We start from the raw sequence: 26,059 nt of genomic DNA, 5'->3' as shown, positions 1-26,059 counted from the left end.
TAACCAAAGAAAAAGCTCAGCAATCGCTGAGCTTTTTTGTTGAAGTTATGAACCACAGTTTATGAAAGTTTGATCTTTTGCCAGATGCTTACTTATAGCCTTGCTTCTTGTTGCACATAAACAATGTCTGATTCACGAATTTGTATCGCGATTACTGCGAAATAACCATGTCATACATTCATAACATTTATGTAAAGCATATGCTCTAGATTCAAGCCTCCAAAACACAACAAGGATAACGTAATGAATTTTAAGCAGTGTTCCATCGCCTTAGTCGCTTTGATGGCAAGCTCAGCTTTTGCTGACACAGATGTGTATCTCACCAACAACTCTGACCAAGCGCTGACCATTCAAGTCAGCCATGAGGGCACAGACATTCTCAAACATGGTGAAGAGTGGAAGCAGCATGTTGAAACCCTCGGACCTTGGGAAACCAAGCAGGTGATGAGCTTCAACCGTTGGGAAGGGGTTAAATCCGGTAAAACCTACCGTTTTAGTACCGTTGTTTCAAACCCGGTGGGTGAAAGTGTAACGCTAAATCAGGTGATGAAAGGGCATTGGTACAACTCTTCTATTGAGTATGGTGTATCTGCGTCAGATGTTTCGTTAAGTTTGAAAGATGATCGAAATATTCACCGTTACAACAGCCAATCATTTGGGGAGCGTAGTGCTGAGCTTGCTTTTAAATCGGCTAAAACCGCTCGTTATGATGACCTTTACTACACCATCACGCCACAAAAGGTCGAAGAGCAAGTAGAGAAGGATGATAGCACGCTCAAAATGATGACCTACAATATTTGGGCGTTGCCTGTTATCGCTTCTCATATTGGTGATCGTTATGATCTGATCCCTAAATATGTGAAGGGTTATGATGTGTTGGCACTGCAAGAAGTATTTGCAAGTGGACGTGATGCTTTTCTGCGTGAACTGGCGAAAGAATACCCCTACCAAACCAAGATGCTCGATAAGGAAGGGATCAACATCTACGACGGTGGTGTGATGATCGTGAGTCGCTATCCTATTGTTAACCAGGCGCAATATGTTTTCCCAGACTGTACCGGCACGGATTGCTTTGCGGATAAAGGCGTCAACTATGCTGAGGTGATCAAAGGTGGCAAGGCTTACCACGTATTCGCCACTCATACTGCGTCGTTTGATACTGATACGGCGAGGGATTACCGTCAGCGTCAGTTCAAACAGATTCGCCAGTTAGCGACGTCACTCAACATTCCCAAAACAGATACTGTGGTGTACAGCGGTGACTTCAACGTCAACAAGCTGAAGTTCCCAGGTGATTACCAACAGATGATTGCCAACTTAAGCGCTATCGAGCCAACCTACTCAGGCTATACGGCGTCGACGTTTGATCCTCGAATCAACGACTTTGCTGGTGAAGCCATGTCTGGTGGAGAAAATGTCGAGTATCTAGATTACGTGATGGTCAGCAATGAATATCAGGTGAAGTCCTATAACGATAACCGTGTGGATGTCCCTCGCTCAACCGACGAAAGATTATGGAAACACTATAATCTGTCGGATCACTTCCCAGTGACTGCGGTAGTGAAATAATGCTGCGTTTGTTGTCATTGATTATGCTCGTCGCTTCGGCGAGCATTATTGGTTGGTTCGTCATTGAAGTCCCGTCCTCTTCAACAATGAATCATAACGTTAACCCTATAGAGTCCGTTGTAGAGGCGGCGAGAACACCTCCCCCTATTGATAATCTTGCTCAAGGAGACAAAGCTCAAACTCAGGCTCCGTCTGCTCAATCTAATCAGCCTAATGCAAATGAATGGGTAGCGCGCTTATCAGGTTTGGAAGGAGCAGCGCTAAGTCAGGAGCTCGAAGCATTCTGGCAACATTGCCTAGAGTTGAACAACTGTGAAATGCAACTGGTCTCGCTGAAGTCTTTAATGACTGGATCGGGTTACTTCTTGCTGGCAAATTATCCTCAATTGAAGCAGCAATGGCATGACAGTTTAGGGACTCTAGAGTTAAACCAACTAGCAACGTTAGCAGACAAAATTGCTGAGTTTAAACGTCAAGCGCAAGTGATTTGGGGTCAGCAAGCTGAAACAATATTTGCAGATCAATTTGCAGCCTATGATTTTGCTCTCGACTCCCAAGCACTCGCTGATATCTCGTCAGATGATTACCTTGCTCAGTTCCAATCCCTTTCGCAGCGTTGGCAGCAGAATGCGACATCGGTGGGATTGGACGGTGATGTTGCCACTTTTGAAACGGCGGTTTCTCTCATTCCTGCTAGTTACAGCCAGCAGCAAAGAGATGCGGTCGTCAATCAACTTGCAGGGACTTACCTTAATAGTGAACAAATCAATGAAATTAGCACTCGGCAGCAGCAGGTAAAGGAGCAGCAGCAAGAAATACAAGACTATCAAAGCCAGCTTTCTTCATTGAAGTCCTCACTGAGTCAACAGCGAAGTTCCACTTACGGCGCGATGACTGATTCAGATTGGATAGCCTATTACAATGAGCAGATTAGCCAGTTCCGTATCGGCTTTTTTAATTCTAAGTAATTGTTAAATAAGTGTTTAATGAAAACGATTGCTATTTTAACAGAGAGCGAAATTTTTGAATGGGAGTCTAAAAGGCTCCTGATATGTTTTTAGTTAATATATTGATTGTTGTTATAACGCGCCTGCCATTTATCAATAAAAACAGGGTGTTGCAAATGAAACAACGTCAATGGGCTCTCGGTAAATTAGCGGGAGCATGTCTAGTAGCGAGCTTGGGAAGCCATGCTCAAGCCTCTACACAATGCGAATTTAACGAATTAGCTCAAGGTCATTTATGGGTAGAGAGTATCGCATCTGCTCAATCATCTTGCTATCAATCTTGGTTCAATGCGCCAGCTGAAGCGGCTGTTTCACTTTATAGCGAAGCGTCTCTAAACCAAGTAGCACGCGCGTTAAGTGCTGAAGTGAATCAGTATAAGGGGGAAGATGCGCAGGCAGTTCGTATTGCTAATCTAAGCGAATTTATCAAAGCGGCGTATTTTGCTCGTTATGCGACACAGGAGCAGTACGGCTACTTTTCTGATGAAATGAGTCGCTCGATTGCACAAATCTCAGATCGCTTTATTCGTTCTCAACATGCAACAGACCAAGGACGCGAGCAAGTTAGGGCGATGTCGTCCATGACGTTGTTGGTTGATAGTGTTAAACAGCTTCATGTAACGATGGAGTCTATGCTGACTTTACTAGAGTCGTTTGATCGTGAAAACAGCAACAATCTTCAGTACGTTGATGGCTTAAATAACCTCTTTCGAGCAATGAACGGTCACATTGTTCGCCATGCTTTCTATGAAGAGTTGGTACAACATCCCCAGTACCTGCAAAGATTAAAACAATTTGTCGATAGCAACTTGTGGGCTCTAGGGACGGACTCTGAGTTTCTTATTTACAACGCAGTGCGTGAAACAGGGCGTCTTCTAGCGGGCAGAAACGAATCGCTTAACCAGCAAGTTATGCCTTTCTTAGAAAGCATTATGGCTCAGCATAAAATCGGAACTCAAGGTGAAAAACTTTGGCTGGCATCCGCTGAAATGCTGATGTTCTACGCACCTGAAAAGGCGAAAAAGCTCAATATTGAGGGTAAAAAGCAGCAACTAGAGCACCGCTTGTTAGTGAGTAGGTATGAGTGTAATGGCCCGGCAGTCATTCGCTCTCAGAACCTTACTCAGCAGCAGTCTCAGCAGGCATGTGAGATACTGGATTCGACTGAGGCTGATTTCCATCTAGTTGCCAATACTGGTCAGGTTCCAGTCAAAGACGACCATAACAACAAGGTAGAGGTTGTGGTTTGGCAAGACAATAATTCGTACACCACATATTCGAACTTTCTGTTTGGTAATAGTACTGATAACGGTGGTCAGTATTTGGAAGGAGACCCTTCGGATGAGAACAACGTGGCGCGATTCCTCGCGTATCGATATTCGTCAGAAGAACTCTCAATCCTCAATTTAGAACATGAATACGTTCACTATCTTGATGGTCGATTCAACTTGTATGGTGGTTTTGGTAAGACACTAAGTGAAGGAAGCATTGTTTGGTGGCTCGAAGGTTTTGCTGAGTACATGCATTACAAAAAAGGCTATCAGGCTGCGGTGGATCTCATTGGTGACGAAAACTATTCATTGGCAGAGATACTAACAACAACATACGAACATGACCTTAATCGAGTTTACCGATGGGGCTACTTAGCGGTTCGTTTCTTGTTAGAGCAACATCCAAGTGAAGTCGACCGTCTGCTTCAGTTTGCTCGTTCGGGCGATTATGTGACATGGTCTCGCGAAGTAGAGCAGCTTGGTGCTAACTTGAATGCCGAGTTTGCTACTTGGCTGAAAGTGGTGTCAAAACAGCCGGATACAGAAGAGGGGGGCGGCAATGGTGAATCGGGCACAACCGACAAACCTCAACCACAAGAACTATTAAACATCGGCTTAAATCAAACAATGAGTTTTAAGGCTGATGATTATCAGGAGCAGCTGTTTTATGTTGATGTTCCTAACGGTATTTCGGAGTTCAGTATTTCGATAACAGGCGACGGAGACGCTGATCTTTACGCTAGTTACGAGAAAGTCGCGCACTATTATGACTACCAGGTTTCAGAGTTCCAGCGTGGAAGTGAAGAAGCGATTCAGTTCCTTGCACAATCGAACGGTTTGGTTGCCCCTGGGAGATACTACTTTAGCTTGGCAGCGCGCGAGGCATTTCAAAATGTCGAAGTTGTTACGTTTGCTAAACAGCAAAATCAAACTCATAAACCGAAAGATGACCTATCGCCACTATTGATTGAAAATAATAAGGCCAAATCACTCACTGTGAATGAGCGCCGCTATATCGGATTGTATGTAGAACAGCCAGGTACTGTTCGTATTTGGTTGACACCTAAACAGCAAGCGCAAGGAGAAGTCGATATGTACGTTGGTCTAGAGGCTTGGGCATCTGAAAATCAGTATGATTTTTCCACGGTTTCACAGGGCAAACACCAGTATCTTGAGTTCAATGTCGAAAAAACGGGCTATGTGCACTTCACTCTCAAGTCTTCTCACTTAGGCAGTGAAATAGAGCTATTTGCAAGTTACTAAAAGTAAACATAAAAGAGCGCCAACGGCGCTCTTTTAGTTAATGATATTACAAATGCATCAATAGTAGGAGGTTAAATTCGTTGTTGCTAATTTAGACAAAATTAAATATTGATATTTTATGTGATAGAGTGATCTTGAGCAGAAAAATTGGCCAAAATCTAATCATTTTGCTTCCTCTTATCCATCAAGCTGATAGGTTGTAGTTGTAGATTAATTACTCTACTACTGATAATTATTACAATGAGGATCATTTATGAGACCGAATATTTCTATCAGCTTAATGCTTGCAACGGCAGTGGTTGGATTCCAATCCAACGCAAAACCTCTTATTGCACAAGACATGACTCCGGTGTCGAAAGCAGAAGAAATCTCCAAACAGAAACAAGAACTCGCACTTCAGTTCAGTGAAAGGTACCAATCGCTAGAAGCTAACCTGAAAGCGCAAATCACCGAGAAGAATTTGTCGGCATCCGTCAGTCAGATTCAGTCAGCCCAGCCATACTCGGCCTTTAGTCGTCAGTTACAACAAGCAGATCAAGACTACCGGACGATCAAAGGAGTTGAAGATTTTACGGACTCTTTAATCGAGCTTCGCATTGCTGATGCTTCGATGGTAGAACAGTGGAAGCAGGGGGAAAGCCCACTTTTCGCATTTGAACCTGCTGGCGATGACTCCAACTGGCAGTATATAGAGGCCTACGACATATACGGTCAGCTTCATCAGTTAGATGTATATGAAATGCCAGACGTACCTGTTCTGGTTGTTGATAGTAACGGTGCCGAAGAGCTACGAGCGGGCCTCCAAGCCATGCAGGCAGAGATGCAGCGCTTAGGCCAACCAACCAAGCTAACAACCGATGAACCCGTTGCTAAGCCAACAGCCCAGCGGTTTAAACGCTCAGCGATGGCAGCAGATGTGCAACCCCTGAGAACGACTCAGCTTACGAAAATTCGCCTCAATGATGACCAAGAACCTTGGATTTCTGGCAAGGCAGAGATCTACGCTATCATCACTGGTGTTGATCCAAGCAGAGACGCGCCTCAGATCGATTTAGTTGAAATGCCTTACCTCGATTACGACGGTCAAGATTACTACCCAGGGCAAACAATTATCATCTGGCCTCGTTATCGTTGGGGAGCCGTTGATATGGTCCTGATGGAGCAGGATGACGGCACTGACTATAAGGAACTTGCCAAGCTTCTAGTGAAAGCCGCTGAAGAAATCCTAAAAATGATTCCAGATCCGGAAGTGCAAGGCTATGCCATTATCGCTCAGATTACGGGAAAAATTATTGACGTGATTCCTGATGGATTGCTGACCAACGATGACGATTATGTCGATGTTTATTACACCTTGATGCAAAACACGCCATATGTGGATCGCCCTGGAGCTGGTGGTAATGCTACGGCGACCTTCAAGCCAGTTACGATTAATCCAACTGAGTAAAGATAACGAAACAAGATCTAAAAATGGGACTATTGGTTAGTCCCATTTTTTTTGGTTCACAATTAGCGACACTAGAAAGTTTAGATGAACAAGTACCGCATCACTTCAATGGAAACGAAACTGATTAATTTAGAGATAAATGCGATCCATATACACCCTTCAAGAGGTGTTTCGGTCACGTAGTAAAGAAGGGTGACAAAAATGACTAAGCTAATCACCCACCCTAGTGACGGAATCAAGGAAAAAAGAGACACAACAACAACGATTGCTGTGAGAGAAGCGAAATGCACTTTCTCAAGTGCAATTTGTGCAGCGACATAAACACAACACGCTGAAATGAAAACTTCAAAGGCAAACTCAATGGCGAACGAGTCCATAAGTTCTTTCCCCAATGCTCTGATTAGTTATTGGTATTTGCCTACGACATCGATGATGGAATTGTTATTATTGTCTTAGTGTAGCTCAAGTCTTAGTACTCATTTTTCGTTATGATGTTTTAGAACGGGCGACGCAAACGTATCTGGTTTGAGCGTTACAACTGAACAATCGAGTTGGCTAACCATTGCTTCAGCTGTGTTTCCGAGCACAAAACCTGCTATGCCTGTCCGCGACATTGAGCCTAAGATTACAAGATCTATGTTTTCATCAGCGACATACTGAGGGAAAACTTCTCGAGTTTCACCTTCAAGTATTTTAGTCGCTATATCTACTGAGCACTCTTTTTGTCCTTCTAATAGTTTACTCAAACGAGACTGTCTTTCTTTGCGCATTTCTTGGGCTAGCAGTGCGATCTCAATGTCACTATAACCACTCCAATCTTTTAGAAATCCTTCAGATTCAAATTTCCAAACGTGACAAAGGGTGAGAGAAGCGCCAATTTGGATGCAGAAATCTACTGCCATTGCCAAGAGCTGTGCATTGAAATCTTGATATTCGTTATTGGTTAGATCGACAGCGGCAACAACGTTGCGAGTTGCTCTTGGCACTCGGCTTAAAGACCAGATAGGCACTTCTGATTTACGCATTAGATTGAGAGTGTTACTGCCTCTTTCACATGCATCTTGTTTCGATTCTCGATAGGAATTAATGATGATCATTGACGAGTTCGACTCGTCAGCTTCCTGAATGATCTCAATAAATGGTGTGCCAACACGAACCTTAGTCGTAAAACGTATGTTGGCATATTGCTCTGATAGGGTTCGTGCTTGTTGAGCCAAATGGTCTTTAAAATGATGGGTCGCTTGGTCAAGTACGTTGAGCGATGACCCAGAAAGGTGAAAAATCTCTTTGAACTCCGCCAATTCCTTGATAACTAGCAGCAAGGTAACATTTGCTGAACAATTATTAGCAAATTGGAAAGCTTGATGGTGTGAGTCATCAATCTCTTGTCCAGGAGCAATTGGGACCAATAGTTGAGTAAATGTCATATACCTTCCTCCAACATAATGTGGAATGGATCAAGCTACACTTCTAACTATAGGTAATGAGTCCTAAATTATCATTTTGCTTTTAAGGTGTTTTTGATAAAAGTAACCAAAATAAGACAACAGAAAGGAGGCATTTGATCCTCCATTTCTTTTTGTCGATGCGCCATTTAGGCCGCTTGTTGCTGGGTTAACTCAATAACGGCTAGCATATCGTCATGCTCAATATCCATCCCAGTTTCGACGAAGCCGAACGTGGTATAAAAATCTTTTGCTACTGGGTTGGTTGGGTTGTAACGGATTTCAATTTCTCGGATGCCGTCCCTTTGTTTAATTTCATTAATGGCAAGACTTAAGGCTTGTCTACCTATGCCTTGCTTTTGATGCTCTTCTGCGACCATAAAACGCCAAATAGATGTTTTTGCCTCTGTTTCGTGAACCCACATAAAGAACCCGACAAGGTTATCATCCGCATAGATAGCTTGAGCTATATAATCTTCGTTATAAGCTGATTCCACCAAAGACAACATGTTTGGTGCTAGATATTGTTCTTGCTGCCGTGAAACTTGCAAGTGGCACACTTGCATATAGTTGCTCTTATCTATTTTTTGTAATGAGCACTTCATTCAATTTCTCCTGAATAACTGACGGGTTAGTCTTTAAACCAAGACTGATAAATTGGGTTTAGATCCCTAACATCTCGATAAATCCAAACCATACGATCAACAAACCACGCTTTGGTAGCCATAAGCCAAAGCGTGCCAAACAGCATTGATTCGATTTGGAGCGAATAGACGCCATAGAGCCAAACGGGTAAGCCGAGAAGCTGTAGCAGCATCAAAATTTTGCACACAATAATGTGATGCTTGGGAATAAGATCTTCTTTGTTGCGATTAAGGTAAATGCGTTCGCCAAATGTTCCCATTGAAGCCCAGTTATTGGTTGAATTTGGAGCCGGGAACATACGCGGATTAAGCCATACCCAGGCCAATACCAAGCATGTTGGAATCAAAGCATACCAGCCTAACCACTCTCTTGACGCTAGGGCAGAAGTAAGCAGTGGCAAGATTGAAAAGCGAGAATAGACACTACAAGGGCTAGAGTGTTTTGCCCACGCGTCGTCGTCCATAGACATGGCTTTTTCTGCAAATTTCAAAATGTCCATTTGCAACCTTTAAGAAGTGGCGTAGCGGCTACGATAAAGCTTCGCGTGCGATAAACAATATTCGTCAGTTAACTGAGCACGAATATCGGCGTCTACTAGCATTTCTGGCGGTTTACCATAAGCATAAACAGTGAGAGCCTCTCCTGTTTCTACACACTCAACTTCAAGTGAAACTCTCCTATAGCCGTCCTTTGCATCAATACGTTCAAGCTTGTCCATTGCCGACAAAGCTTGCTCAGTAACGCTAAAGATTTGCCCTTTGACCGGATGACCTTGCCCGTGTTGTAACACTAGCCAAGGGGAGTGACGTTCACCAATCAGGTAAAGAGGGAATCGCTGTTTGGTTTGGAATGTATTGCCATAGCGAGTCCCTTTGTTGGTTTTAAAATTAGGAAAACCTTCCTTTAGCGTCCCAAAAACAAATACTTTGTGCACTTAACTCTCCCTAGTTTGATGGCATATATCAGCTACTTAATATGCCATTAATATACTATGCCAGCAATGGTGCTCTGTAATGCTCTATTGATTTCAAGGCGTATGTTTAATAATCTCCAATCAACTTATCTAAAGACTGACAGACGACCATGACACTTATTCGTTGACGATTTTTACCTAACTTCAAACGCATTATTGCCCACTCTTTTTCATCAAAGAGGGGTTAAACACGAATTGATAAAGGTAATTTCTAATGAATACCCAAATTGTTGAATCTGGAGGCTTCAGTCTTAAGGTTGTTGTCCAAGGTACTGGTAAACCTCTGCTGATTATCGGTAGTACAGATTATTATTACCGCATAATGCCCGAGTCTATTTACTCCAACTTTCAATGCATCTACATCGATCATCGAGGCTTTGCTTCTTGTAGTAGGGAGCCAGATATTAGAGATGCTTCTCTTGATATCATTGCTGATGATATTGATCTTGTTTGCCAATCTCTAGAATTAGATACAGTTGCTATACTTGGCCACTCTGGTCACGGATATATGGCAGCATACTTTGCTGTTCGCTATCCAGCACGTATAAGTAGCCTAGTGTTAAGCAACATTTCTCCCAGTCTGTCGCCAGAGATGCAGTCGAAGCAATTCGAACGTTGGGAATCTGAAGCCGATGAGACCCGAAAGGCTTATTTTTCTGAAAACATCGCAAAGCTGCATGATGATATTCAAGCGCAACCAGAACGTAAATTTGTTCATATGTGTCATCGTTTGGGAGCTATGCGCTGGTTTTATTTCGGCTTTAACGAATTGCCGTTGTGGGAAGGTTTCCCGACACATACGGTTGTTTTAGATAAGTTGTGGGGGCAAGTTTTCACTGAGATAAGTGGAAATTTCTATCAAGCACTACCTGCGATACCACTATTGATCATCGGATCCGATCATGATTTTAGTATTGCGCCATTGGAGTGCTGGCAATCCATTGATTTTGGATTGGCTCAGGCTGAGCTCAAACAGATTAGTCGGTCAGGACATACTCCTATGTTAGAGCAGCCTGAACAGTTTCTTGAGGCTCTAGAGTGGTTTATTTACCGTAGAGAAATTAATTCTACTAGGGAATAAGCGAGTTACTTTAAAATAAAAGAGCACATTTGTGGATGTGCTCTTATAGTATGCTTGCCAAGCTACAAAACTTTCAAAACAGATTCAATCCAAACACTTCTTTTACCTTGGTCAGCATCAGTTGTGTTGTTTGATGAGACTTGATGCTGCCTTGTTTTAGCACCTCAACAAGCTGTGCTTTGTCAGCGAGATAATCGGCACGTTTCTCTCGTATTGGACGAAGCAGTTCTTGCAGGCACTCCTCAAGGATTTTCTTCGTTGTACCATCACCGAGACCACCTCTTCGATAGTGGGCTTTAAGCTGCTCAACATAGTCTTTGTCGGTATGAAAAGCATCAAGATAGGTGAAGACGATATTACCTTCCACTTGCCCTGGATCTTCCACTCTCAAGTGATTCGGGTCGGTAAACATTGACTTTACCGCAGCGCGAATCTCTTTTTCATTCGCGCCTAAATTGATGGCATTGCCCAAACTTTTAGACATCTTGTTTTTGCCGTCAGTACTAGGTAAACGCGGCGCGTCACTCAGTAACGGGCGACAATCATTGATGATGGCTCTGCCTGCTAGGTTATTAATTTTTCGAACGATTTCGTTGGTTTGCTCGAGCATAGGTAGCTGGTCATCGCCAACCGGAACCAGCGTCGCGTTAAATGCAGTGATATCAGCTGCCTGAGAAATCGGGTAAGTAAGAAAACCAGCCGGAATAGAGCGCTCAAAACCTTTACTCTGGATTTCATTTTTAACGGTTGGATTGCGTTCTAAGCGCGCTATAGAAACCAGATTGCTATAGAACATGGTGAGTTCGGCAAGAGCAGGCAGTTGAGATTGCAAGCAGATGGTTGTTTGCGATGGGTCTATGCCCACGGCCAAGTAGTCTGCCACCACATTCAAAATGTTTGATGAGACTTTGGCCGGGTTGTGCGCATTGTCGGTAAGACCCTGCATGTCGGCGACCAAGATGGTTTGATCATGTTGTGCTTGAAGGGAAACGCGTTGTTGCAGCGAGCCGACATAATGGCCTAGATGCAAAGGGCCTGTTGCTCTATCCCCAGTAAGGATGACTTCGCGCTGTGAAGTGGTTGGATGATTGTTCATGGTTTATCTCCGAGTTAAATAGATCGCTACTGGAGATAAAAAAAGCACCGCACTCTTAGCTACCATCCAGCAGCGTAAGAATGTGACTATTCCGCGCCGCTCTAGTTAGAGCGCCACCAGAAAAGATTGATGTGAGAGGTGTTAAATTCTTTCATCCTCACAACGTAACAGTATTTGTGTAGTGAGGCAATATGCGCATTTCTATTAACTCTTTGATCAATATTGCAATTAGAAACCCATGACTAATCTGGTCATTCTTTACTTGATCCTTTAGGTACTACATATACAATAAATATACGTTTTATATATAAAGTGTATTTTATGGGTATTGTTAAAATTTCAGACGAGTTGCATGAAGAGCTCAGAAAAGCGAGCTCTGTGATGGCGCGCTCGATCAACTCGCAGGCAGAGTTCTGGATCAAGATTGGTATGCTTGCTGAGCTGCGTCCTCAGCTCTCTTTCAATGACTTGGTGGCAGATTTAATGAAATCGGCAGAAGTGTCAGTGACTAATGTTTCTGCGACAGAAGACGTTGCTAATGAACAGTAATGTAGCGATTAAGTCAGAAAGCGAGATTGAATTGATGCGCACCTCCGGCAAGTTGTTGGCTAAGGTGTTTCAAATGCTGGATGACTACGTGAAGCCGGGTATTTCAACTATGGACATTAATAACCGAGTTGAAGATTTTATTGTCAATGAGCTACAGGCGAGGCCTGCCAGCAAAGGGCAGTATGATTACCAGTACGTCCTCAATACTTCGTTGAATGAAGTGGTTTGTCATGGTGTGCCTAAAGCGAGCCAAATCCTAAAAAGTACCGACATTATCAATCTGGATATTACGCTAGAGAAAGGTGGCTTTATCACTGACTCAAGCAAAATGTATGTGATGCCTGATGCAAACCCACTGGCGAGAAAGTTAGTGAAAGTCACTTATGAAGCGATGTGGCAGGGGATCAAGCAAGTCAAACCAGGAGCGCGCCTTGGCGATATTGGCCATGCCATTCAAAGCTATGCAGAAACTTACGGCTACAGCATAGTAAGAGAGTACTGTGGTCACGGCATTGGTCGAGAAATGCATGAAGAGCCGCAAGTGCTTCATTATGGTATTCGCGATACCGGTTTGCTGTTAAAAGAAGGCATGGTGTTTACCATTGAGCCCATGGTTAACCAAGGTACCGAGAAAACCAAGACTAAGAAAGATGGCTGGACGGTAATAACCCGAGACAAAAAGCTGTCTGCTCAATCAGAGCATACTGTGTTGGTGACTAGTAGTGGATATGAAGTGCTGACGTTAAGAGAAGAGGAAAGCTTGCCTAGTTGATAATAAGAATAGGGAAGCAAGATTAACTCTGCTAGAATCCGCGCCACCAAGTGTTGTTATCCTTACTATTTGGAAACTTATCCATCAGGGTATGAGCAACACTGGCTATTTAACTCGCTGCAATTAGTAAGACACCTAGGATCTCAATATGATGACCGATGAAGAAAGAATTGAACTACAACAAAATAACCCTCTACACGGCCTGAAATTAGAGACTTTGCTACAAGAGTTAGTAGACTTTTATGGTTGGGATATTTTAGATACCGCAATGCGCTTCAACTGCTTCCACACCAACCCTTCGATTGCTAGTAGTGTCAAATACTTAAAGAAAACCGACTGGGCGCGAGAGAAAGTAGAAAACTTTTATCTGTACCGTTTTAAGCGTATGCCTAGAGCGTCTAGTGAAGAGTATGATTTACCTCCGCGCGCGCGCACTTTCCCACATGGCCTTAAACCAAAAGAGCCGATGGAACTGACCGTTGAATCAATATTGAATTCACAAGCAAAGGCGGCCTCGGCGCATAAAGCCCGTTCTTCGCGCGGCGGTCGTTCACGAAAGTAACGCTTCAACAAAACCTATTGATTCTGCCAGATACATCATGGTGTATCTGGCAGAGTGACTTTATGAGGTTAGATCGCCTGCGTGGCTTTCTCTAACCAAATTCTTCCTTGCTCATCGAGGTCTGGTGAGAGCTTACTCCAACACTGCTGATGGTAGTCATTGAGCCATTCAATCTCACTGCTATCCAGCATCGATTTATCTATCATTTTGGTCGCGATTGGCGCGAGGGTTATGGTCTCAAAGCCATAAAAAGTGCCAAATTCGTTCTCTTCTAACTCGATCACCTTCATGATGTTTTCAATCCGCACTCCATGCATACCTTCGCGGTAAACACCGGGCTCATTAGTTATTACCATACCCGGTCTAAGGGCGACTTCGGCAGGATTTTGCGAAAAGTTTTGCGGCCCTTCATGAACATTCAAACATACGCCGACACCATGACCCGTACCACATTTATAGTCGATGCCATGTTGCCACAACACGCCGCGCGCCATGATATCGAGATTGGCTCCAGTCGAGCCTTTCATAAAGCAAGTTTGTGTTAGGCGTATGACAGCCTTTAGCACTAAGGTGTAGTCTTTTCTTTCTTGTGCTGAAGGGTTGCCAAAGTGGAAAGTGCGAGTGATGTCTGTGGTACCACCTGGATATTGCCCACCCGAATCGACAAGGAAGAAATGGCTTTCATCGACTTGGTAGCAGCTCGTTTCGTCTGCCGCGTAGTGCATCTTAGCGCCATGCTCAGCAAACCCCGCGATGGTTCTAAAGCTTTCGCCTAAATAGCCGTTAATCTGCTTGCGGTAGCCCATTAACTGTTGTTCGGCATTTAACTCGGTGACTTTGCCACTGGGTACTTGTTCATCTAGCCATTGCATGAATTTTACGACCGCTACGCCATCTTGGCGCAACGTCTCTTCCATACTTGCAAGTTCGGTTGAATTCTTTTGGGCTTTCATTAGCGTGACAGGGCATGGGCGGTCAATTAGACAGAGCTCAGATTTAATCTGGCTTGCTAACAGGCTGTCACAGTTTTTAGTGGTATAAATGACCCTAGCGCCTTTTTCGATAAGGTTTAACGCTGTGCTAAGGTGCTCGTAATCATGGATATGAACCTGAGATTCTTCAAGTGCAGCGACAACTTGCTGAGTGAGCTTTCGAGTGTCAATAAACAAACGGCAACTTTGCTTATCGACAAGTAAGTAGCCCTCAGATATCGGGCAATAGGTGGTATCGCCTCCGCGAATGTTGAGCGTCCACATCACGTCGTCTAGCGTTGAAATCAATAGTGCATCGGCCTTCTCATCATTAAGGTATTGACGAATCTGAGAGACTTTTTCGCCACATGTTAGCCCTGCAACCTCTATTGGATGGTTAAAAACAGGTGCAGTCGGTCGCGACGGTCGATCATGCCAAATGGAGGAAATAAGATCGTGCTCTAGTACCACTCGAATCGATTTGTCTTCGAATGCGCGAGTAAGCTCATCGAAAAATTGTTTACTGATACTGCGACCATCGACACCTACCGTCGCGTTTTCTGGCAAGGTTTGAGCTAACCATTGCGCAATTGTTGGCGTCTCGGCTAGGCGCGCTTTAAACAGCGATAAACCAGAGCCTTCGATTTGCTCGGCTCCTTGAATGTAGTAGCGTCCATCTGTCCAAAGTCCGCCGCCATCTTTGGTCACCACCACATCGCCAGCAGAGCCAGTAAAGCCGGATATCCATTGTCTTGCCAACCAATAATCGGCCGAGTATTCACTGGCATGTGGGTCATTATTGGTGACGATATAGGCATCAAATTTATGTTTTTGCATGCCATCACGTAAAGCGTTAAGTCGTTGTGGAACAGTGGTTAAAGTCATAATGTTTGGCTTCCTAGCAAAGTATGGGTACAGAAAATGTGGTGGTCTGGCAGACCACTTCGAGTCGGTTTTTGTTGGCCACATAAATCAGTTGCACTTGGGCAACGAGTGCGAAATACACATCCACTTGGTGGATTGAGCGGTGATGGAAGATCGCCAGGCAGTAGTTGAATATCACGATTGCGAGCGAGTGTTGGGTGAGCGATAGGAACAGCAGATAGTAAGGCCTTAGTGTATGGGTGCTGGGCGTCATCGAAAACCTTATCGTAGCGGCCAACTTCCATCGGTTTACCTAAATACATCACCATGACACGATCGCTTATGTGTCTTACTACACTTAGGTCGTGGGCGATCATGACCAGTGTTAACCCCATCTCTTGTTTTAAATCATCAAGAAGATTAATCACCTGCGCTTGTATCGATACATCAAGGGCGCTGACAGGTTCATCGCACACCACTAAGTCGGGTTTGAGAATCAGAGCACGTGCGATGCCCACGCGTTGACATTGACCGCCCGAGAACTCATGCGGATAGCGATTTCGCTGGCTCGCAAGTAAGCCCACTTTGTCCATCATCGCGATAACGCGACTCTCTATCTCTTGGCGGCTTAAGTGGGGTTCATGAGTCAGTAAGGGTTCAGCGATACATTCGGAGATCGTCAGACGAGGATTCAAACAGGCAGAAGGATCTTGAAACACCATTTGAAACTCACGACGTTTTTTCGCTAGCTCTTGTTTACCAAACCCACGCATATCTTGCCCCTTCCATGAGAGCTCGCCACCTGTTGGCTCTATCAGGCGAAGCAGCGCTCGTGCTAGGGTTGATTTTCCACACCCTGATTCACCGACAATGCCTAAAGTTTCTCCGCGGAATACTTCTAAGTCGATACCATCGACGGCTTTCACCACTTTGCGTTTACTTGGCAGTATGTGTTTATTGATCGCGAAGTGAACTTTTAGATCACGCGCTGAAAGCAAAACTTCTGGTTGGTTCATGTTAGCTCCTAAGCTGAACGCGCAATGGATGTGATGGAAGCGGGGGCATTGACATGGCAAGCTAGCCCTTGGCTCTTAGAGAGTGCTCTAAATGGCGGCATTTGCGCACTGCACTCCGCCCGGTACTCGTTACAACGTTCTTTAAAAGGGCAGCCTTTGTTGTGAATCAGTGCACTAGGGGGATTACCGGGAATAGTAGGCAGGCGATCCATATCTTCACTGATTGAAGGAATTGCTTTGAGAAGACCTTGTGTGTATGGATGAGAAGGGGAGGCGAATATTGACTCCGTATCTGCCTCTTCCATTTTACGCCCGCCATACATGACTAAGACTCGGTCACACATTTCTGCGACCACGCCCATATCATGGGTAATAAGCAGAATAGCGGTGTTGAATTCAGCTTGCAGCTCACGCAATAGAGTCAAAATTTGTGCTTGTACCGTAACATCCAGTGCGGTGGTCGGTTCATCCGCGATCAGTAGTTCAGGTTTGCACAGCAATGCCATTGCAATCATTACTCGTTGGCGCATGCCGCCTGACATTTCATGCGGATACTGCGCCATCCTTGTGGCCGCTGATGGAATCCTTACCGCATCAAGCATGGCAATGGCTTCTTTATCGGCTTCTTTGCGTGACATGCCTTTGTGAATCATCAAAACTTCGGCAAGTTGCTTACCAATTTTCATAAACGGGTTGAGTGAGGTCATCGGATCTTGGAAGATCATGCCAATCTTTTCTGCACGAATATGATTGAGTTGGCTCTTTGACATCGAAAGTAGGTTTTCACCGTGGAAATTGGCCTCTCCGCTGACCAAACCGTTGTCAGCAGTTAAGCCCATCAGCGCAAAAACCGATTGGCTTTTGCCCGAGCCAGACTCGCCGACAATGCCCAAGGTTTCGCCTTTGTTTATGCTATAGGACAAATCACTGACCGCTTGCACTAAGCCATCAGGGGTTTGGAAGCGCACATTCATCTGGTTAATCGAGAGAATACTCATCACTACTCCTTAGCGATCTTTTGGATCGAGTGCGTCACGCAGACCATCACCGATAAAGTTAAAACAGAACAAGGTGGCAACAAGGAAAATTGAAGGGAACACCAATTGCCAAAGGGCGACATCTATTGTTTTCGCACCCTCAGCGATTAAGATGCCCCAACTGGTATCGGGTGGTTGAACGCCCAGCCCCAAAAAGCTTAAGAAGGACTCAAACATAATGAACCCGGGTACCATGAGTGAGGAGTAAACCATCACAATGCCCAGTACATTGGGTAACACGTGACGGCGTACTATGGTCAATCGAGACACCCCGATAGAATGGGCTGCTTCGATAAATTCCCTTTTCTTGATACTGAATGTGACACCGCGTACGACCCTAGCAATGCCGAGCCAAGAGACCATGCCGATCACAACAAAGATCAGGTAGATATTATTGCCAAATAGGGTAACGAACAGAATGACCAGAAACATAAATGGGACGGAGTCGAGCACTTCTATAATGCGCATCATAGTGCTATCAACGATGCCACCAAGATAACCAGATAAGGCTCCCCAAGCAGTTCCAATCACGACCGCGACCAGTGCGCCCATAAAGCCAACCATGATCGAGAGCCTGCCTCCCTGCATGGTGCGGGCGAAAATATCTTGGCCTAAATCATCGGTACCAAAGTAGTGCCCTGAACTGAGCGAAGGTTTGCCTAATTCATAAGGGTCAGCAACCACGTTCCAATCAATTTCATCGTGACCGAAGGCAGCAAGCTGTGGGCCGAACGTGATACACAAGACGATAAACATCAGCACATAAATGGATGTCATTGCGGCACGGTTCTTACGAAAGCGAGTCCAAGCGTCTTGCCATAAGCTACGCCCTTCAACCGCTTCAACTTGAGAGCTTACTTGATCTGCTAGCTCCTGGGCGTCAATACGTTTGGTTAACATTGGTTACCTCCTAAACACGAATACGCGGGTCGATGACGGTGTAGAGAATGTCGACCACCAAGTTAAACAAGATGGTAAGAGAGGCGACAATCAGGGTTATGCCCATGACTAAGCCGTAATCTCGATTAAGAGCTCCAGAGACGAAGTGTTGCCCCATACCTCCGGTACTAAAGAAGATATCGATGATCACCGAGCCAGTGACAACGGCAACAAAGCTCGGGCCGAGCATCGCGACAATCGGTATGAGTGAAGGGCGAAGAGCGTGATGAAACAGAATGTAGCTGGTGGACAGCCCCTTTGCTTTTGCTGTGCGTATATAAGGTTGGTTGAGCGTCTCAATCATTGCGCCGCGCATGACCCTAGCGATACTTGCTACAGATCCAATCGCTAAACTAAGTACAGGTAAAATCAAAAATGAAGCTTGACCGCCTTCCCATCCGCCTGCGGGTAGCCAGCCTAAATGGATAGAGAAAATAGTTACAAGCACAGGCGCCAAAACAAACGCTGGAATCACGACACCTGTCATTGAAAGTGACATAAGTAAGTAGTCGAGTTTTCCATTGCGATTGAGCGCTGCTATGGTGCCTAAAACCATCCCTAGAGGGACTGAAATACAAAAAGAAATTACACCCAACACAGCTGAAACAGGCCATGATTGCGCGACAAGTTCGGTGACACTAAAGTCTTGATAAACGAAACTGGGGCCAAGGTCGCCCTGTATGAAGTTACCAATGTAGATAAAAAACTGAACAATAAAAGGTTCATTTAGGTGAAATTTGGCTTCAATATTGGCGCGTACCACTTCTGGCATCGGCCTTTCCATATCAAATGGCCCACCAGGGGCAATATGCATCAGCCAAAAAGAAACCAAGGCGATGAACAGTAATGTGGGCACTGCGATAAGCAAGCGACGGAGAATATACAGCAACATGACGCATCCTTTCGTTCAAAAAAGCCCGCTAACTACGAGTACATCGTTAGGTGCGGGCAAACCGTCCCAATTAGTGGGCCTTTACGTAAACATTCTTGCGGTAGTATGACGACTCAGGATTGGTGCGCTCGAATCCACCGACATACTCCTTAATCAGGTATTGGTCGTTGCCATTGCGATACATTGGAATGATCGCCATGTCTTCGATAAGAAGTTTCTCTGCGGCAATATATTCAGCTGAAGGGTCACTGAGGCTCTTAGACTCAGCCATCAGGCGATCATACTCTGGATTGTTGTATTTTGAGTCGTTGTACTCGCCAGTTGAGACAAAGATATCTAACCAAGTCGAAGCTTCATTGTAGTCGGCGGTCCAACCACCACGGCTGATGTTGCCCGGATCTTTAAGTGCGTAAAAGACCTTAGGCTCTAGCTGTTTGATTTCGATTTGTGCACCCAGTTTGCTCTTCCACATACCAGCCATTGCGGTGGCCATCTTCACATCTTTAGAGAAGGTAGGGACAGTGAAGGTCAGCTTAAGTGGGTTGCTCTTGCTGTACCCCGCGTCTGCAAGCAGCGCTTTAGCTTGAGAATCTCGCTTAGCTTGATCCCAAGTTGCGAAGGTTGGTGTATGAGTTTTAAAACCATCGGTTTGCGGTGGTACCAAAGTGAACATTGGGATACCGCCATTCTTAGCAATCGCTTTGGTAATGATGTTACGGTCAATCGCAAATGATAAAGCCTGACGAACGCGTAGATCTTTGGTTGGCCCTTTTTGTGTATTCAAGTAGTAGAAAGTCGATCCTAAAGAGGCACTGGTATCAGCGACTTGCTCTGGGTATTTCTTAAGGAGTTTGTTTTTCTGCGCCGCTGGAATCGAGAGTGCTTGATCAATTTCTCCTGCAAGGTAGCGATTTAGTGCCACGTTAGCATCACCAATCGGTAACCAAGTAATTTTCTCTAGTACGACATTATCTGCATCCCAGTAGTGAGCGTTTTTCGCCATCACCATCTTCTCATTGACTTTCCAACTTGAAACTGTGAATGCGCCGTTGGTCACGATGTTTTCGGGCTGTGTCCAAGCGTTGCTATGCTTTTCTACCGTTGCCTGATGAACAGGTGCGAGTACAGGGTGGCTAAGCAGTTTGATGAAAAAAGGAACGGGTTTTTCTAGCGTTACCTCAAAGGTATAGTCGTCAACGGCACGCACACCTAAGGTATCTGCCGATGCTTCACCCTTCATAATCTTGTTTGAGTTTTTTATGCCCGGAATCGCAGCAAACCATGCGTACGGAGAAGCGGTCTCGGGATTGATTAAGCGTTTCCAGCTATAAACGAAATCTTGCGCAGTCAAAGGCTCGCCATTTGACCATTGAGACTCACGCAGCTTAAAGGTATAGACAGTGTTGTTATCATTAGCCTGCCAACTCTCTGCGATACCTGGAATGGTTTTGCCTTGTTTATCTTGGATTGTAAGACCTTCAAACAGGTCTCGTCCTAGATTAAATGCAGGCTCTGCCGCTTGTTTTGCAGGGTCAATAGAGGTGACTTCTGCTCCGTTGTTTAACACAATCTCTTGTTTATCTGCGAGCTGTGTCCCAGCAGGAAAGGGTTTAGCTATCGCGTTGCTAGTCAGCAGCGCAGCAGCGATGGTACTTAGTGCGATCAGTTTTTTGGCTTTCATAGCTTCCTCGTTATGTCCTTATCGGAGTGGCCCTTTGGCGTCACTTTGTGGGGGAGACCTACTCGAAAAACGGCACAAGAGTAAGCTTGATGTTTCACCAAAGGGATAAGAGAAATGTATATTGTATAAAATAATCAAACAACACTAATTAACATGTTTGTAACAAGGTGGCAAAAAGAGAGACCGGCAGTCTTATAAATTGAGACCGAGCAAAAATGAGCAGTTGATATGACAGTTACTAGGCTTTGATCACAGTAAGCTCTCAGGAAGAAAGGGTTACTGGCGACGGAAGCGGGAAGAGACTTCTTTAAGCAGCTTTCCATCAATTTCAGGAATGCCGTCAGAGAAGAAAATCTGTTGCCCAGGAATGTTTCGCAGCAAGACATTCGTCAACTCGCCCGTTCCATTGGCGCTGTTGGCGGCATGCATCTCACCGATTTTCTGATCGACTTCTTTTTCTAGTTGCAGCCGTTGCTCTGCAGTTAATCGCACGCGAGCATGGCACACTTGTGAGAGGGTTTCATCCGCCATAGAAACTTGTTCAAAGCGTTTTTTGAACAAAGTATCAAGTGCAGTACCTTCTTCCATGATAAAGCGGCGTCCAGAACGATAAAAAATCTTATCTCCGAGATTTTCTATATAGCCCAGTACTTCTGCAATACTAAGGTAAAAACGCACGCTGGTGTCAGACAACTGATAATCCTCAGCGATTTCCTCTGGGGTTTTATTGCAAGAAGTCACTAGGTAGATGAAGTCGAGCAGGTAAGGGTGTTCAACAAACAAGGCGTTTTGTTCGTCGGATAAAAACTGTTCGTTATCGCGTTGAATTTGAATCGCGATATCTGATATGCCTTGTAAATCAGTATTAAGGTGCGTGGTGTAGAGCAAGATTTTATCTAAGCCCAGCGATGGATTGTGTAGTTGGCGTTTTATTGTCGATAGCGGTATCCCCGTCTTCTCCGACAATTCGCTGTAACACAAACCTTCGTCTTTAATTTTCTGGCGAATCGCCGCCAGTAAGAACTCTGGGCCTAGATGCATGGCTTTTTCTCACTCTATTGATGGTTATTACGCTCAAGCAGTAAGTCGCGAATGGCAGCACCAGCCTCAAGAATATGCTTTTTCAGCATGTACTTAGCGCCGTCAATATCGCGGTTTTGGCACATTTCCAGTAGCGCCTGATGTTCTTTATCTGCCTTTGCCGTTCCTTCGGTGAAAAGGAGCTGCATGCGAATGTAGCGATCACACTTGGTGTTGAGGTTGTAAATTACATCCATTGTCTCAGGCATGTTAGCCGGAGCGTAAAGCGCTTTGTGAAGCTCATAGTTGTAATTGCTCCACTCTTCGACTTCGTCCCCGCGGCTCACTACATCATCGAAGCGTTCGCGAATCTCATTGGCACGCGCCAGGTCTTCATCTGTCATATTTTGAATAGCACGCTCTAAGATGTGGCATTCAACCACTGCGCGCAGTTCAAACAGCTCATCAATTTTATCTGGTGAAAGCTCGGTTACCGTTGCGCCTTTATGGGCTTCGAAGCTCACTAGCCCTTGCGCCTCAAGCTGCATCAAGGCTTCACGTACTGGGATTCGACTGACATTAAACTCCTTTGCCAACGCATCTTGACGTAATGGCTGCCCAGTTTTTAACTCGCCTTTTAAAATTTTGCTGCGGATTGCTTCTTCCACTAATTGGGTTCGAGTCTTAAAAACAGGTTGTTGCGACATCCAAGTCTCCGGTGTTTCTCTATTACTATTTTGTATTCAATATACCATTTGATTGGCGTAATGCGACTTTACGACTCAAAAACAGCTGCTTTTTGGGGGATTGGTCAATAGATGATAACAGTGGTCGTCAAATCCTCCCGATAACTGCATTGTGATTTGATTTAGTTATTGTTTTTGGAATCAAATACTTTGTGCATTTCATTTCATTGTTAATATTGAGGTTTTCGTTAGTTGTATATGGAATTTTTATGAAAAATATTAGTGGGTTGTTAGTGCTATTCTCTTTAGTGTTTCTCTCGGGTTGCCAATCTAATGCTCTTAGTAGAGTAGATAACGTTGTAACGTCTGACTCTATGAACCTAAAGATACTTATAGATAGTCAGTATCGATATATAGGAGATTTTGAGTCTAGTGAGTTTTATGAGTATAGCGACGGAGTGGGTGGCTCAGTTCATGATCTAAACACCATGCTGTTTGTAAATGATATAGATGACTCTTTTATCTTGCTAGAAAAGAAAACTTGTCGAGATTGTTACTTTACTCCTACTTCTAAAGTCGCTAAAGGTGATGGACAAGCTAGTTTTTTTGTGGGAAATACCCGTATTTATCGTAGAGAAAATTGCTATGTCACTTTAGTCGCACACAATGAAACGGATGCTCAAATCTTGAAACTATTAATGCAAGTAAACAACGATGGTGTGTATGAAGGAAACTTCTGTTATAGCTCCTATGTGACAGGGATAAACAATTCATATTTTCAGATAGGTGTTTTTGCGTCTTGTGATAATGAAAAGGAATCACGACCGAAAATTGCGGATCTAGTTAGCTTTGAAGCATTGTAAGCCCTTCTACTACAGTCGGATAACTCCAAAGAAGTGCATTACCCTCCTATCTACAAATAAACTCTTTAGCGCGAAGACTAGAGCCCCAAATATTGGGGCTTTCTTTGCCTTTAAATTATGACCGCGTTTAATCCATCATTTCGAACGTAGAGAAGAGTGCGTAGTCGTTGAAGAATTCTATGCAAGCCCTGATTTTGTCGTATTCAATTTGCACTTAATATCTATATCATTACTATATTCAACTGATGTATAAACTTTAGTTTCATAACATGCGTATAGGCCTTGATTGCTCAAGGCTTGAGCAGTGTTTCTTAAAGTGCAGAAACAGAAAGTAATAAGTATAAATTCAAAGGAATGATATGGAAGTTTCCAAACGCCTAAAAGGGGCTTTGTTGTGTGCAGTGTCTTCAATCGCATCTATTGGTTTTGCCTACGCGGATTCAGATGCAAGTTACCCAGAAGGGTGGGAAGATTGGCCAGTGGTGAAAGAGTCAATGAACCTCCCTGCTGATACCGTTTTACCGCCAGATACCTCTCTGTTTATTCAAGAGTCAGTTCGTGCGTACGCGTGGATCAATGAAGGAAGAGGCTCCCCTCTGACTATTCGAGTTAACCCAAGCAAATTAGAGCAATACAAGACTCATGGGCCTTATACCGATGGCCCAACGGTTGTCGCGGTTTCAGAAGTAGACGGCATTATATGGGTAACGGAACATATAGAAGGGTTAGCGATTTATGGAAGCTACAATCGTAAAGGCGAGGACATCAGTTCGATGCACCCTTCTTTAGAGCCTAGCTTTTGCGCTAGCTGCCACACCACTTACAAAGATATCTGTATCAATGGTACCTGTACTGAGCCTGTGCTCGCGACCTATATGGATAGCAAAGAGTAACGCTGTTGAGTGACCGTTTATTTGGCTGGATGACAATAAACCAGATGCTGTTTGTTTCGCATCTGGTTCTTGTTTTGTCCATCATTTTTGGTATGTCTTACAGCCGCTATCAAAATGACTGGTCAACAAAAGTTGAGTATCTAGCGGATATGTCTGCCAGTCATCTTACGGCATATAACACCTTCTTTTCTGGCTCTGTTGCCGGAAGAAACTATGCCAACCTGCTTATGCAGTCGACGTTAGATAACCTCAAAGCGATACCGAACCTAAAGTTTGCTGAAGTTTCAGGTACCAGTGACTACCTAAAGCAAACCGTTAAGGTGAGATACTCGATAGCGAAAAGCAAAGGGTGGCGGCTGGATGTTACCGAAGAAGAGGCTCAAATACTGGCAAACAAATTGGTTAAGCTTGAGAGCAAATTAGCCGCAACACCAACCACCAATGCTATACATACTAAGAAGCTTAATCGCCTGATTAATAAGCTAAAGGTCGATCTTTCGGTTATCAATGAGAATCTTAAGCTACGCTCATTGCCAATTCCGACCATACCTGAGAATCTATACGACTCGGGTTATTACCTCGATGAGGAAGCGGGACTACTCTATGTTCAGGTTAAGTTACGCAATAACAATGGCGGTTACTTTAGAGCAGTTGTTGATGCCACCTCGCTCAAGCAGATCCAAAGGGAATTGTTAGTTCGAGTATTGTACGAGGCATTGGTTGCGCTAGTTATCTCATTCCTACTGATTTATTTGGTGACTTTTTGGTTGGTCAGCCCGGTTAAAGCTTTAGCGCTGTCAATGAAGCAAGATATTGAAAAGATTGATCAATCAAAAATTCCAGAGATAAAAAGAGCGGATGAAATTGGTGATTTAGCACGCTCTTATTCGAGCTTGATCACCAAGATTAAAAACCAACTGCGGATCTTACATTATCAAACAGAAACAGATCCGCTAACCGGTATTGGCTCTCGCTTTAAATATCAGAAACATGCCGCGAAAACGGTACAGCAAGCATTGCATCAGGGAGAGTTTGTCTATTTCGTCATGTGTGATATCGACAACTTTAAACTGTTTAACGACTCTTACGGTCACACGGAAGGGGACAATGTCCTGACTGATGTGGCGAATGCAATGAACGGTTTACTTGAGCCACAAGAGTTAGGTTGTCGTCTAGGTGGAGAGGAGTTTGTATTCATTCTTTCGAGCAAAGTGGAAACGCAGCTAAAAGAAAGGGTCAACGCACTAAGAACCGCCGTTCAGGAGCTCAATATTGAGCACTGCAAGAATTACCCGCATGACGTTGTCACTGTGTCTATTGGAGCTGTTCCGATATCTTCAGGGTTGCACGATGTCACCGTGGAACAATCAGACCAATGTATCCAACGCGCTATTGTCAAAGCGGATGAGCAACTCTATTTGGGTAAAGAAGCTGGCCGAAATGTGGTGATGTATAGCCAGGCTTTGATCATTGAATAAGCCTTCCTTTTTATCCTACTTAAAAAATAATCCCACTAA

Annotated in this window: 25 protein-coding genes; 11 read left to right on the top strand and 14 right to left on the bottom strand. The window is 44.4% G+C overall.

The window, feature by feature from the left end; genetic code table 11:
- The first annotated feature begins 243 nt into the window (after positions 1-243).
- The 4 genes from AC6R16_RS14045 (at position 244) to AC6R16_RS14030 (ending at position 6,557) form a co-directional block, all read left to right on the top strand.
- Complete coding sequence (locus tag AC6R16_RS14045) at positions 244-1,569, top strand: sphingomyelin phosphodiesterase (RefSeq protein ID WP_500674781.1); 1,326 nt, start codon at positions 244-246, stop codon at positions 1,567-1,569.
- Positions 1,569-2,537 carry a chromosome partitioning protein ParA gene (locus AC6R16_RS14040; RefSeq protein ID WP_500674780.1) on the top strand — a complete coding sequence of 323 codons (969 nt, stop codon included), beginning with the start codon at positions 1,569-1,571 and terminating at the stop codon, positions 2,535-2,537. The genes AC6R16_RS14045 and AC6R16_RS14040 overlap by 1 nt, the downstream gene beginning before the upstream one ends.
- Before the next feature lie 155 nt (positions 2,538-2,692).
- On the top strand, positions 2,693-5,110 hold the full coding sequence (locus AC6R16_RS14035) for a M9 family metallopeptidase (protein ID WP_500674779.1): 2,418 nt from the start codon (positions 2,693-2,695) through the stop codon (positions 5,108-5,110).
- A gap of 253 nt (positions 5,111-5,363) precedes the next feature.
- Complete coding sequence (locus tag AC6R16_RS14030; protein ID WP_500674778.1) at positions 5,364-6,557, top strand: DUF3103 domain-containing protein; 1,194 nt, start codon at positions 5,364-5,366, stop codon at positions 6,555-6,557.
- 80 nt (positions 6,558-6,637) lie between these two features.
- Here the strand turns inward: AC6R16_RS14030 and AC6R16_RS14025 are convergent, their stop codons facing one another.
- From AC6R16_RS14025 to AC6R16_RS14005, 5 genes are all read right to left on the bottom strand, one after another.
- Positions 6,638-6,934, bottom strand: coding sequence for a hypothetical protein (locus AC6R16_RS14025; RefSeq protein ID WP_004749104.1), 297 nt, complete (start codon positions 6,932-6,934; stop codon positions 6,638-6,640).
- 99 nt (positions 6,935-7,033) lie between these two features.
- Complete coding sequence (locus AC6R16_RS14020; RefSeq protein ID WP_500674777.1) at positions 7,034-7,984, bottom strand: universal stress protein; 951 nt, start codon at positions 7,982-7,984, stop codon at positions 7,034-7,036.
- 167 nt (positions 7,985-8,151) lie between these two features.
- Positions 8,152-8,607 carry a GNAT family N-acetyltransferase gene (locus AC6R16_RS14015; protein WP_500674776.1) on the bottom strand — a complete coding sequence of 152 codons (456 nt, stop codon included), beginning with the start codon at positions 8,605-8,607 and terminating at the stop codon, positions 8,152-8,154.
- Between the two features lie 26 nt (positions 8,608-8,633).
- Entirely contained in the window at positions 8,634-9,146 is a 513-nt protein-coding gene (locus AC6R16_RS14010) for a DUF6653 family protein (RefSeq protein WP_500674775.1), read from the bottom strand.
- Between the two features lie 9 nt (positions 9,147-9,155).
- A complete protein-coding gene (locus tag AC6R16_RS14005; protein WP_500674774.1) occupies positions 9,156-9,581 on the bottom strand; it encodes a gamma-glutamylcyclotransferase family protein in 426 nt (141 codons plus the stop codon).
- A 253-nt stretch (positions 9,582-9,834) separates the two neighbouring features.
- Here AC6R16_RS14005 and AC6R16_RS14000 point away from each other — a divergent pair, with 253 nt between their 5' ends.
- Positions 9,835-10,701, top strand: coding sequence for an alpha/beta fold hydrolase (locus tag AC6R16_RS14000; protein ID WP_500674773.1), 867 nt, complete (start codon positions 9,835-9,837; stop codon positions 10,699-10,701).
- Positions 10,702-10,774: 73 nt separating this feature from the next.
- On the opposite strand, the gene trpS is transcribed toward AC6R16_RS14000, so the two are convergent.
- Entirely contained in the window at positions 10,775-11,797 is a 1,023-nt protein-coding gene (trpS, locus tag AC6R16_RS13995; RefSeq protein WP_500674772.1) for a tryptophan--tRNA ligase, read from the bottom strand.
- A 321-nt stretch (positions 11,798-12,118) separates the two neighbouring features.
- On the opposite strand from trpS, the gene AC6R16_RS13990 reads away from it, so the two are divergent.
- The 3 genes from AC6R16_RS13990 (at position 12,119) to AC6R16_RS13980 (ending at position 13,680) form a co-directional block, all read left to right on the top strand.
- Positions 12,119-12,346: a ParD-like family protein gene (locus tag AC6R16_RS13990; RefSeq protein ID WP_500674771.1), complete on the top strand. Its 228-nt coding sequence runs from the start codon at positions 12,119-12,121 to the stop codon at positions 12,344-12,346.
- The gene (map, locus tag AC6R16_RS13985) at positions 12,336-13,118 is read left to right on the top strand and encodes a type I methionyl aminopeptidase (protein ID WP_494503904.1); all 783 of its coding nucleotides are present in this window, start codon (positions 12,336-12,338) and stop codon (positions 13,116-13,118) included. The genes AC6R16_RS13990 and map overlap by 11 nt, the downstream gene beginning before the upstream one ends.
- A gap of 148 nt (positions 13,119-13,266) precedes the next feature.
- Positions 13,267-13,680 carry a VF530 family protein gene (locus tag AC6R16_RS13980; RefSeq protein WP_004743668.1) on the top strand — a complete coding sequence of 138 codons (414 nt, stop codon included), beginning with the start codon at positions 13,267-13,269 and terminating at the stop codon, positions 13,678-13,680.
- Positions 13,681-13,748: 68 nt separating this feature from the next.
- Here the strand turns inward: AC6R16_RS13980 and AC6R16_RS13975 are convergent, their stop codons facing one another.
- From AC6R16_RS13975 to AC6R16_RS13940, 8 genes are all read right to left on the bottom strand, one after another.
- Positions 13,749-15,536: an aminopeptidase P family protein gene (locus AC6R16_RS13975; protein WP_500674770.1), complete on the bottom strand. Its 1,788-nt coding sequence runs from the start codon at positions 15,534-15,536 to the stop codon at positions 13,749-13,751.
- Positions 15,533-16,531, bottom strand: a complete 999-nt coding sequence (locus AC6R16_RS13970) for an ABC transporter ATP-binding protein (protein ID WP_500674769.1) — start codon at positions 16,529-16,531, stop codon at positions 15,533-15,535. The genes AC6R16_RS13975 and AC6R16_RS13970 overlap by 4 nt, the downstream gene beginning before the upstream one ends.
- An 8-nt stretch (positions 16,532-16,539) precedes the next feature.
- Positions 16,540-17,529 (bottom strand): ABC transporter ATP-binding protein, encoded by a 990-nt coding sequence (locus tag AC6R16_RS13965; protein WP_500674768.1) that lies wholly within the window; start codon positions 17,527-17,529, stop codon positions 16,540-16,542.
- A 9-nt stretch (positions 17,530-17,538) separates the two neighbouring features.
- Positions 17,539-18,468 carry an ABC transporter permease subunit gene (locus AC6R16_RS13960; RefSeq protein WP_239824078.1) on the bottom strand — a complete coding sequence of 310 codons (930 nt, stop codon included), beginning with the start codon at positions 18,466-18,468 and terminating at the stop codon, positions 17,539-17,541.
- Between the two features lie 10 nt (positions 18,469-18,478).
- Positions 18,479-19,399, bottom strand: a complete 921-nt coding sequence (oppB, locus tag AC6R16_RS13955) for an oligopeptide ABC transporter permease OppB (RefSeq protein WP_171320612.1) — start codon at positions 19,397-19,399, stop codon at positions 18,479-18,481.
- Positions 19,400-19,469: 70 nt separating this feature from the next.
- Positions 19,470-21,080, bottom strand: coding sequence for a peptide ABC transporter substrate-binding protein (locus tag AC6R16_RS13950; protein WP_500674767.1), 1,611 nt, complete (start codon positions 21,078-21,080; stop codon positions 19,470-19,472).
- Between the two features lie 276 nt (positions 21,081-21,356).
- Entirely contained in the window at positions 21,357-22,121 is a 765-nt protein-coding gene (locus AC6R16_RS13945) for a transcriptional regulator (protein WP_500674766.1), read from the bottom strand.
- A 14-nt stretch (positions 22,122-22,135) separates the two neighbouring features.
- On the bottom strand, positions 22,136-22,807 hold the full coding sequence (locus AC6R16_RS13940; RefSeq protein ID WP_004746148.1) for a GntR family transcriptional regulator: 672 nt from the start codon (positions 22,805-22,807) through the stop codon (positions 22,136-22,138).
- Positions 22,808-23,055: 248 nt separating this feature from the next.
- On the opposite strand from AC6R16_RS13940, the gene AC6R16_RS13935 reads away from it, so the two are divergent.
- The 3 genes from AC6R16_RS13935 to AC6R16_RS13925 all read left to right on the top strand — a co-directional run bounded on the left by AC6R16_RS13935 (position 23,056) and on the right by AC6R16_RS13925 (position 26,020).
- Positions 23,056-23,649: a hypothetical protein gene (locus AC6R16_RS13935; protein WP_171320615.1), complete on the top strand. Its 594-nt coding sequence runs from the start codon at positions 23,056-23,058 to the stop codon at positions 23,647-23,649.
- 359 nt (positions 23,650-24,008) lie between these two features.
- Positions 24,009-24,542, top strand: coding sequence for a hypothetical protein (locus tag AC6R16_RS13930; RefSeq protein ID WP_500674765.1), 534 nt, complete (start codon positions 24,009-24,011; stop codon positions 24,540-24,542).
- 5 nt (positions 24,543-24,547) lie between these two features.
- Complete coding sequence (locus AC6R16_RS13925) at positions 24,548-26,020, top strand: diguanylate cyclase domain-containing protein (RefSeq protein ID WP_500674764.1); 1,473 nt, start codon at positions 24,548-24,550, stop codon at positions 26,018-26,020.
- The last annotated feature ends 39 nt before the right edge of the window (positions 26,021-26,059 follow it).

Source organism: Vibrio sp. R10-SG3-ISO10 (assembly GCF_059834185.1).
This window is presented reverse-complemented; position numbering and strand designations above follow the sequence as displayed.

What these genes read in the sequence shown, in the direction of transcription:
- AC6R16_RS13945 (WP_500674766.1), bottom strand. Translation starts at nt 22,121, where the DNA reads ATGCATCTAGGCCCAGAGTTCTTACTGGCGGCGATTCGCCAGAAAATT.
- AC6R16_RS14030 (WP_500674778.1), top strand. Translation starts at nt 5,364, where the DNA reads ATGAGACCGAATATTTCTATCAGCTTAATGCTTGCAACGGCAGTGGTT.
- AC6R16_RS14035 (WP_500674779.1), top strand. Translation starts at nt 2,693, where the DNA reads ATGAAACAACGTCAATGGGCTCTCGGTAAATTAGCGGGAGCATGTCTA.
- AC6R16_RS13935 (WP_171320615.1), top strand. Translation starts at nt 23,056, where the DNA reads ATGAAAAATATTAGTGGGTTGTTAGTGCTATTCTCTTTAGTGTTTCTC.
- AC6R16_RS13960 (WP_239824078.1), bottom strand. Translation starts at nt 18,468, where the DNA reads ATGTTAACCAAACGTATTGACGCCCAGGAGCTAGCAGATCAAGTAAGC.
- AC6R16_RS13940 (WP_004746148.1), bottom strand. Translation starts at nt 22,807, where the DNA reads ATGTCGCAACAACCTGTTTTTAAGACTCGAACCCAATTAGTGGAAGAA.
- trpS (WP_500674772.1), bottom strand. Translation starts at nt 11,797, where the DNA reads ATGAACAATCATCCAACCACTTCACAGCGCGAAGTCATCCTTACTGGG.
- AC6R16_RS14000 (WP_500674773.1), top strand. Translation starts at nt 9,835, where the DNA reads ATGAATACCCAAATTGTTGAATCTGGAGGCTTCAGTCTTAAGGTTGTT.
- AC6R16_RS14040 (WP_500674780.1), top strand. Translation starts at nt 1,569, where the DNA reads ATGCTGCGTTTGTTGTCATTGATTATGCTCGTCGCTTCGGCGAGCATT.
- AC6R16_RS13970 (WP_500674769.1), bottom strand. Translation starts at nt 16,531, where the DNA reads ATGAACCAACCAGAAGTTTTGCTTTCAGCGCGTGATCTAAAAGTTCAC.
- oppB (WP_171320612.1), bottom strand. Translation starts at nt 19,399, where the DNA reads ATGTTGCTGTATATTCTCCGTCGCTTGCTTATCGCAGTGCCCACATTA.
- AC6R16_RS14045 (WP_500674781.1), top strand. Translation starts at nt 244, where the DNA reads ATGAATTTTAAGCAGTGTTCCATCGCCTTAGTCGCTTTGATGGCAAGC.
- AC6R16_RS14010 (WP_500674775.1), bottom strand. Translation starts at nt 9,146, where the DNA reads ATGGACATTTTGAAATTTGCAGAAAAAGCCATGTCTATGGACGACGAC.
- AC6R16_RS13990 (WP_500674771.1), top strand. Translation starts at nt 12,119, where the DNA reads ATGGGTATTGTTAAAATTTCAGACGAGTTGCATGAAGAGCTCAGAAAA.
- AC6R16_RS13980 (WP_004743668.1), top strand. Translation starts at nt 13,267, where the DNA reads ATGATGACCGATGAAGAAAGAATTGAACTACAACAAAATAACCCTCTA.
- AC6R16_RS14020 (WP_500674777.1), bottom strand. Translation starts at nt 7,984, where the DNA reads ATGACATTTACTCAACTATTGGTCCCAATTGCTCCTGGACAAGAGATT.
- AC6R16_RS13975 (WP_500674770.1), bottom strand. Translation starts at nt 15,536, where the DNA reads ATGACTTTAACCACTGTTCCACAACGACTTAACGCTTTACGTGATGGC.
- AC6R16_RS13965 (WP_500674768.1), bottom strand. Translation starts at nt 17,529, where the DNA reads ATGAGTATTCTCTCGATTAACCAGATGAATGTGCGCTTCCAAACCCCT.
- AC6R16_RS13930 (WP_500674765.1), top strand. Translation starts at nt 24,009, where the DNA reads ATGGAAGTTTCCAAACGCCTAAAAGGGGCTTTGTTGTGTGCAGTGTCT.
- AC6R16_RS13950 (WP_500674767.1), bottom strand. Translation starts at nt 21,080, where the DNA reads ATGAAAGCCAAAAAACTGATCGCACTAAGTACCATCGCTGCTGCGCTG.
- AC6R16_RS14025 (WP_004749104.1), bottom strand. Translation starts at nt 6,934, where the DNA reads ATGGACTCGTTCGCCATTGAGTTTGCCTTTGAAGTTTTCATTTCAGCG.
- map (WP_494503904.1), top strand. Translation starts at nt 12,336, where the DNA reads ATGAACAGTAATGTAGCGATTAAGTCAGAAAGCGAGATTGAATTGATG.
- AC6R16_RS14015 (WP_500674776.1), bottom strand. Translation starts at nt 8,607, where the DNA reads ATGAAGTGCTCATTACAAAAAATAGATAAGAGCAACTATATGCAAGTG.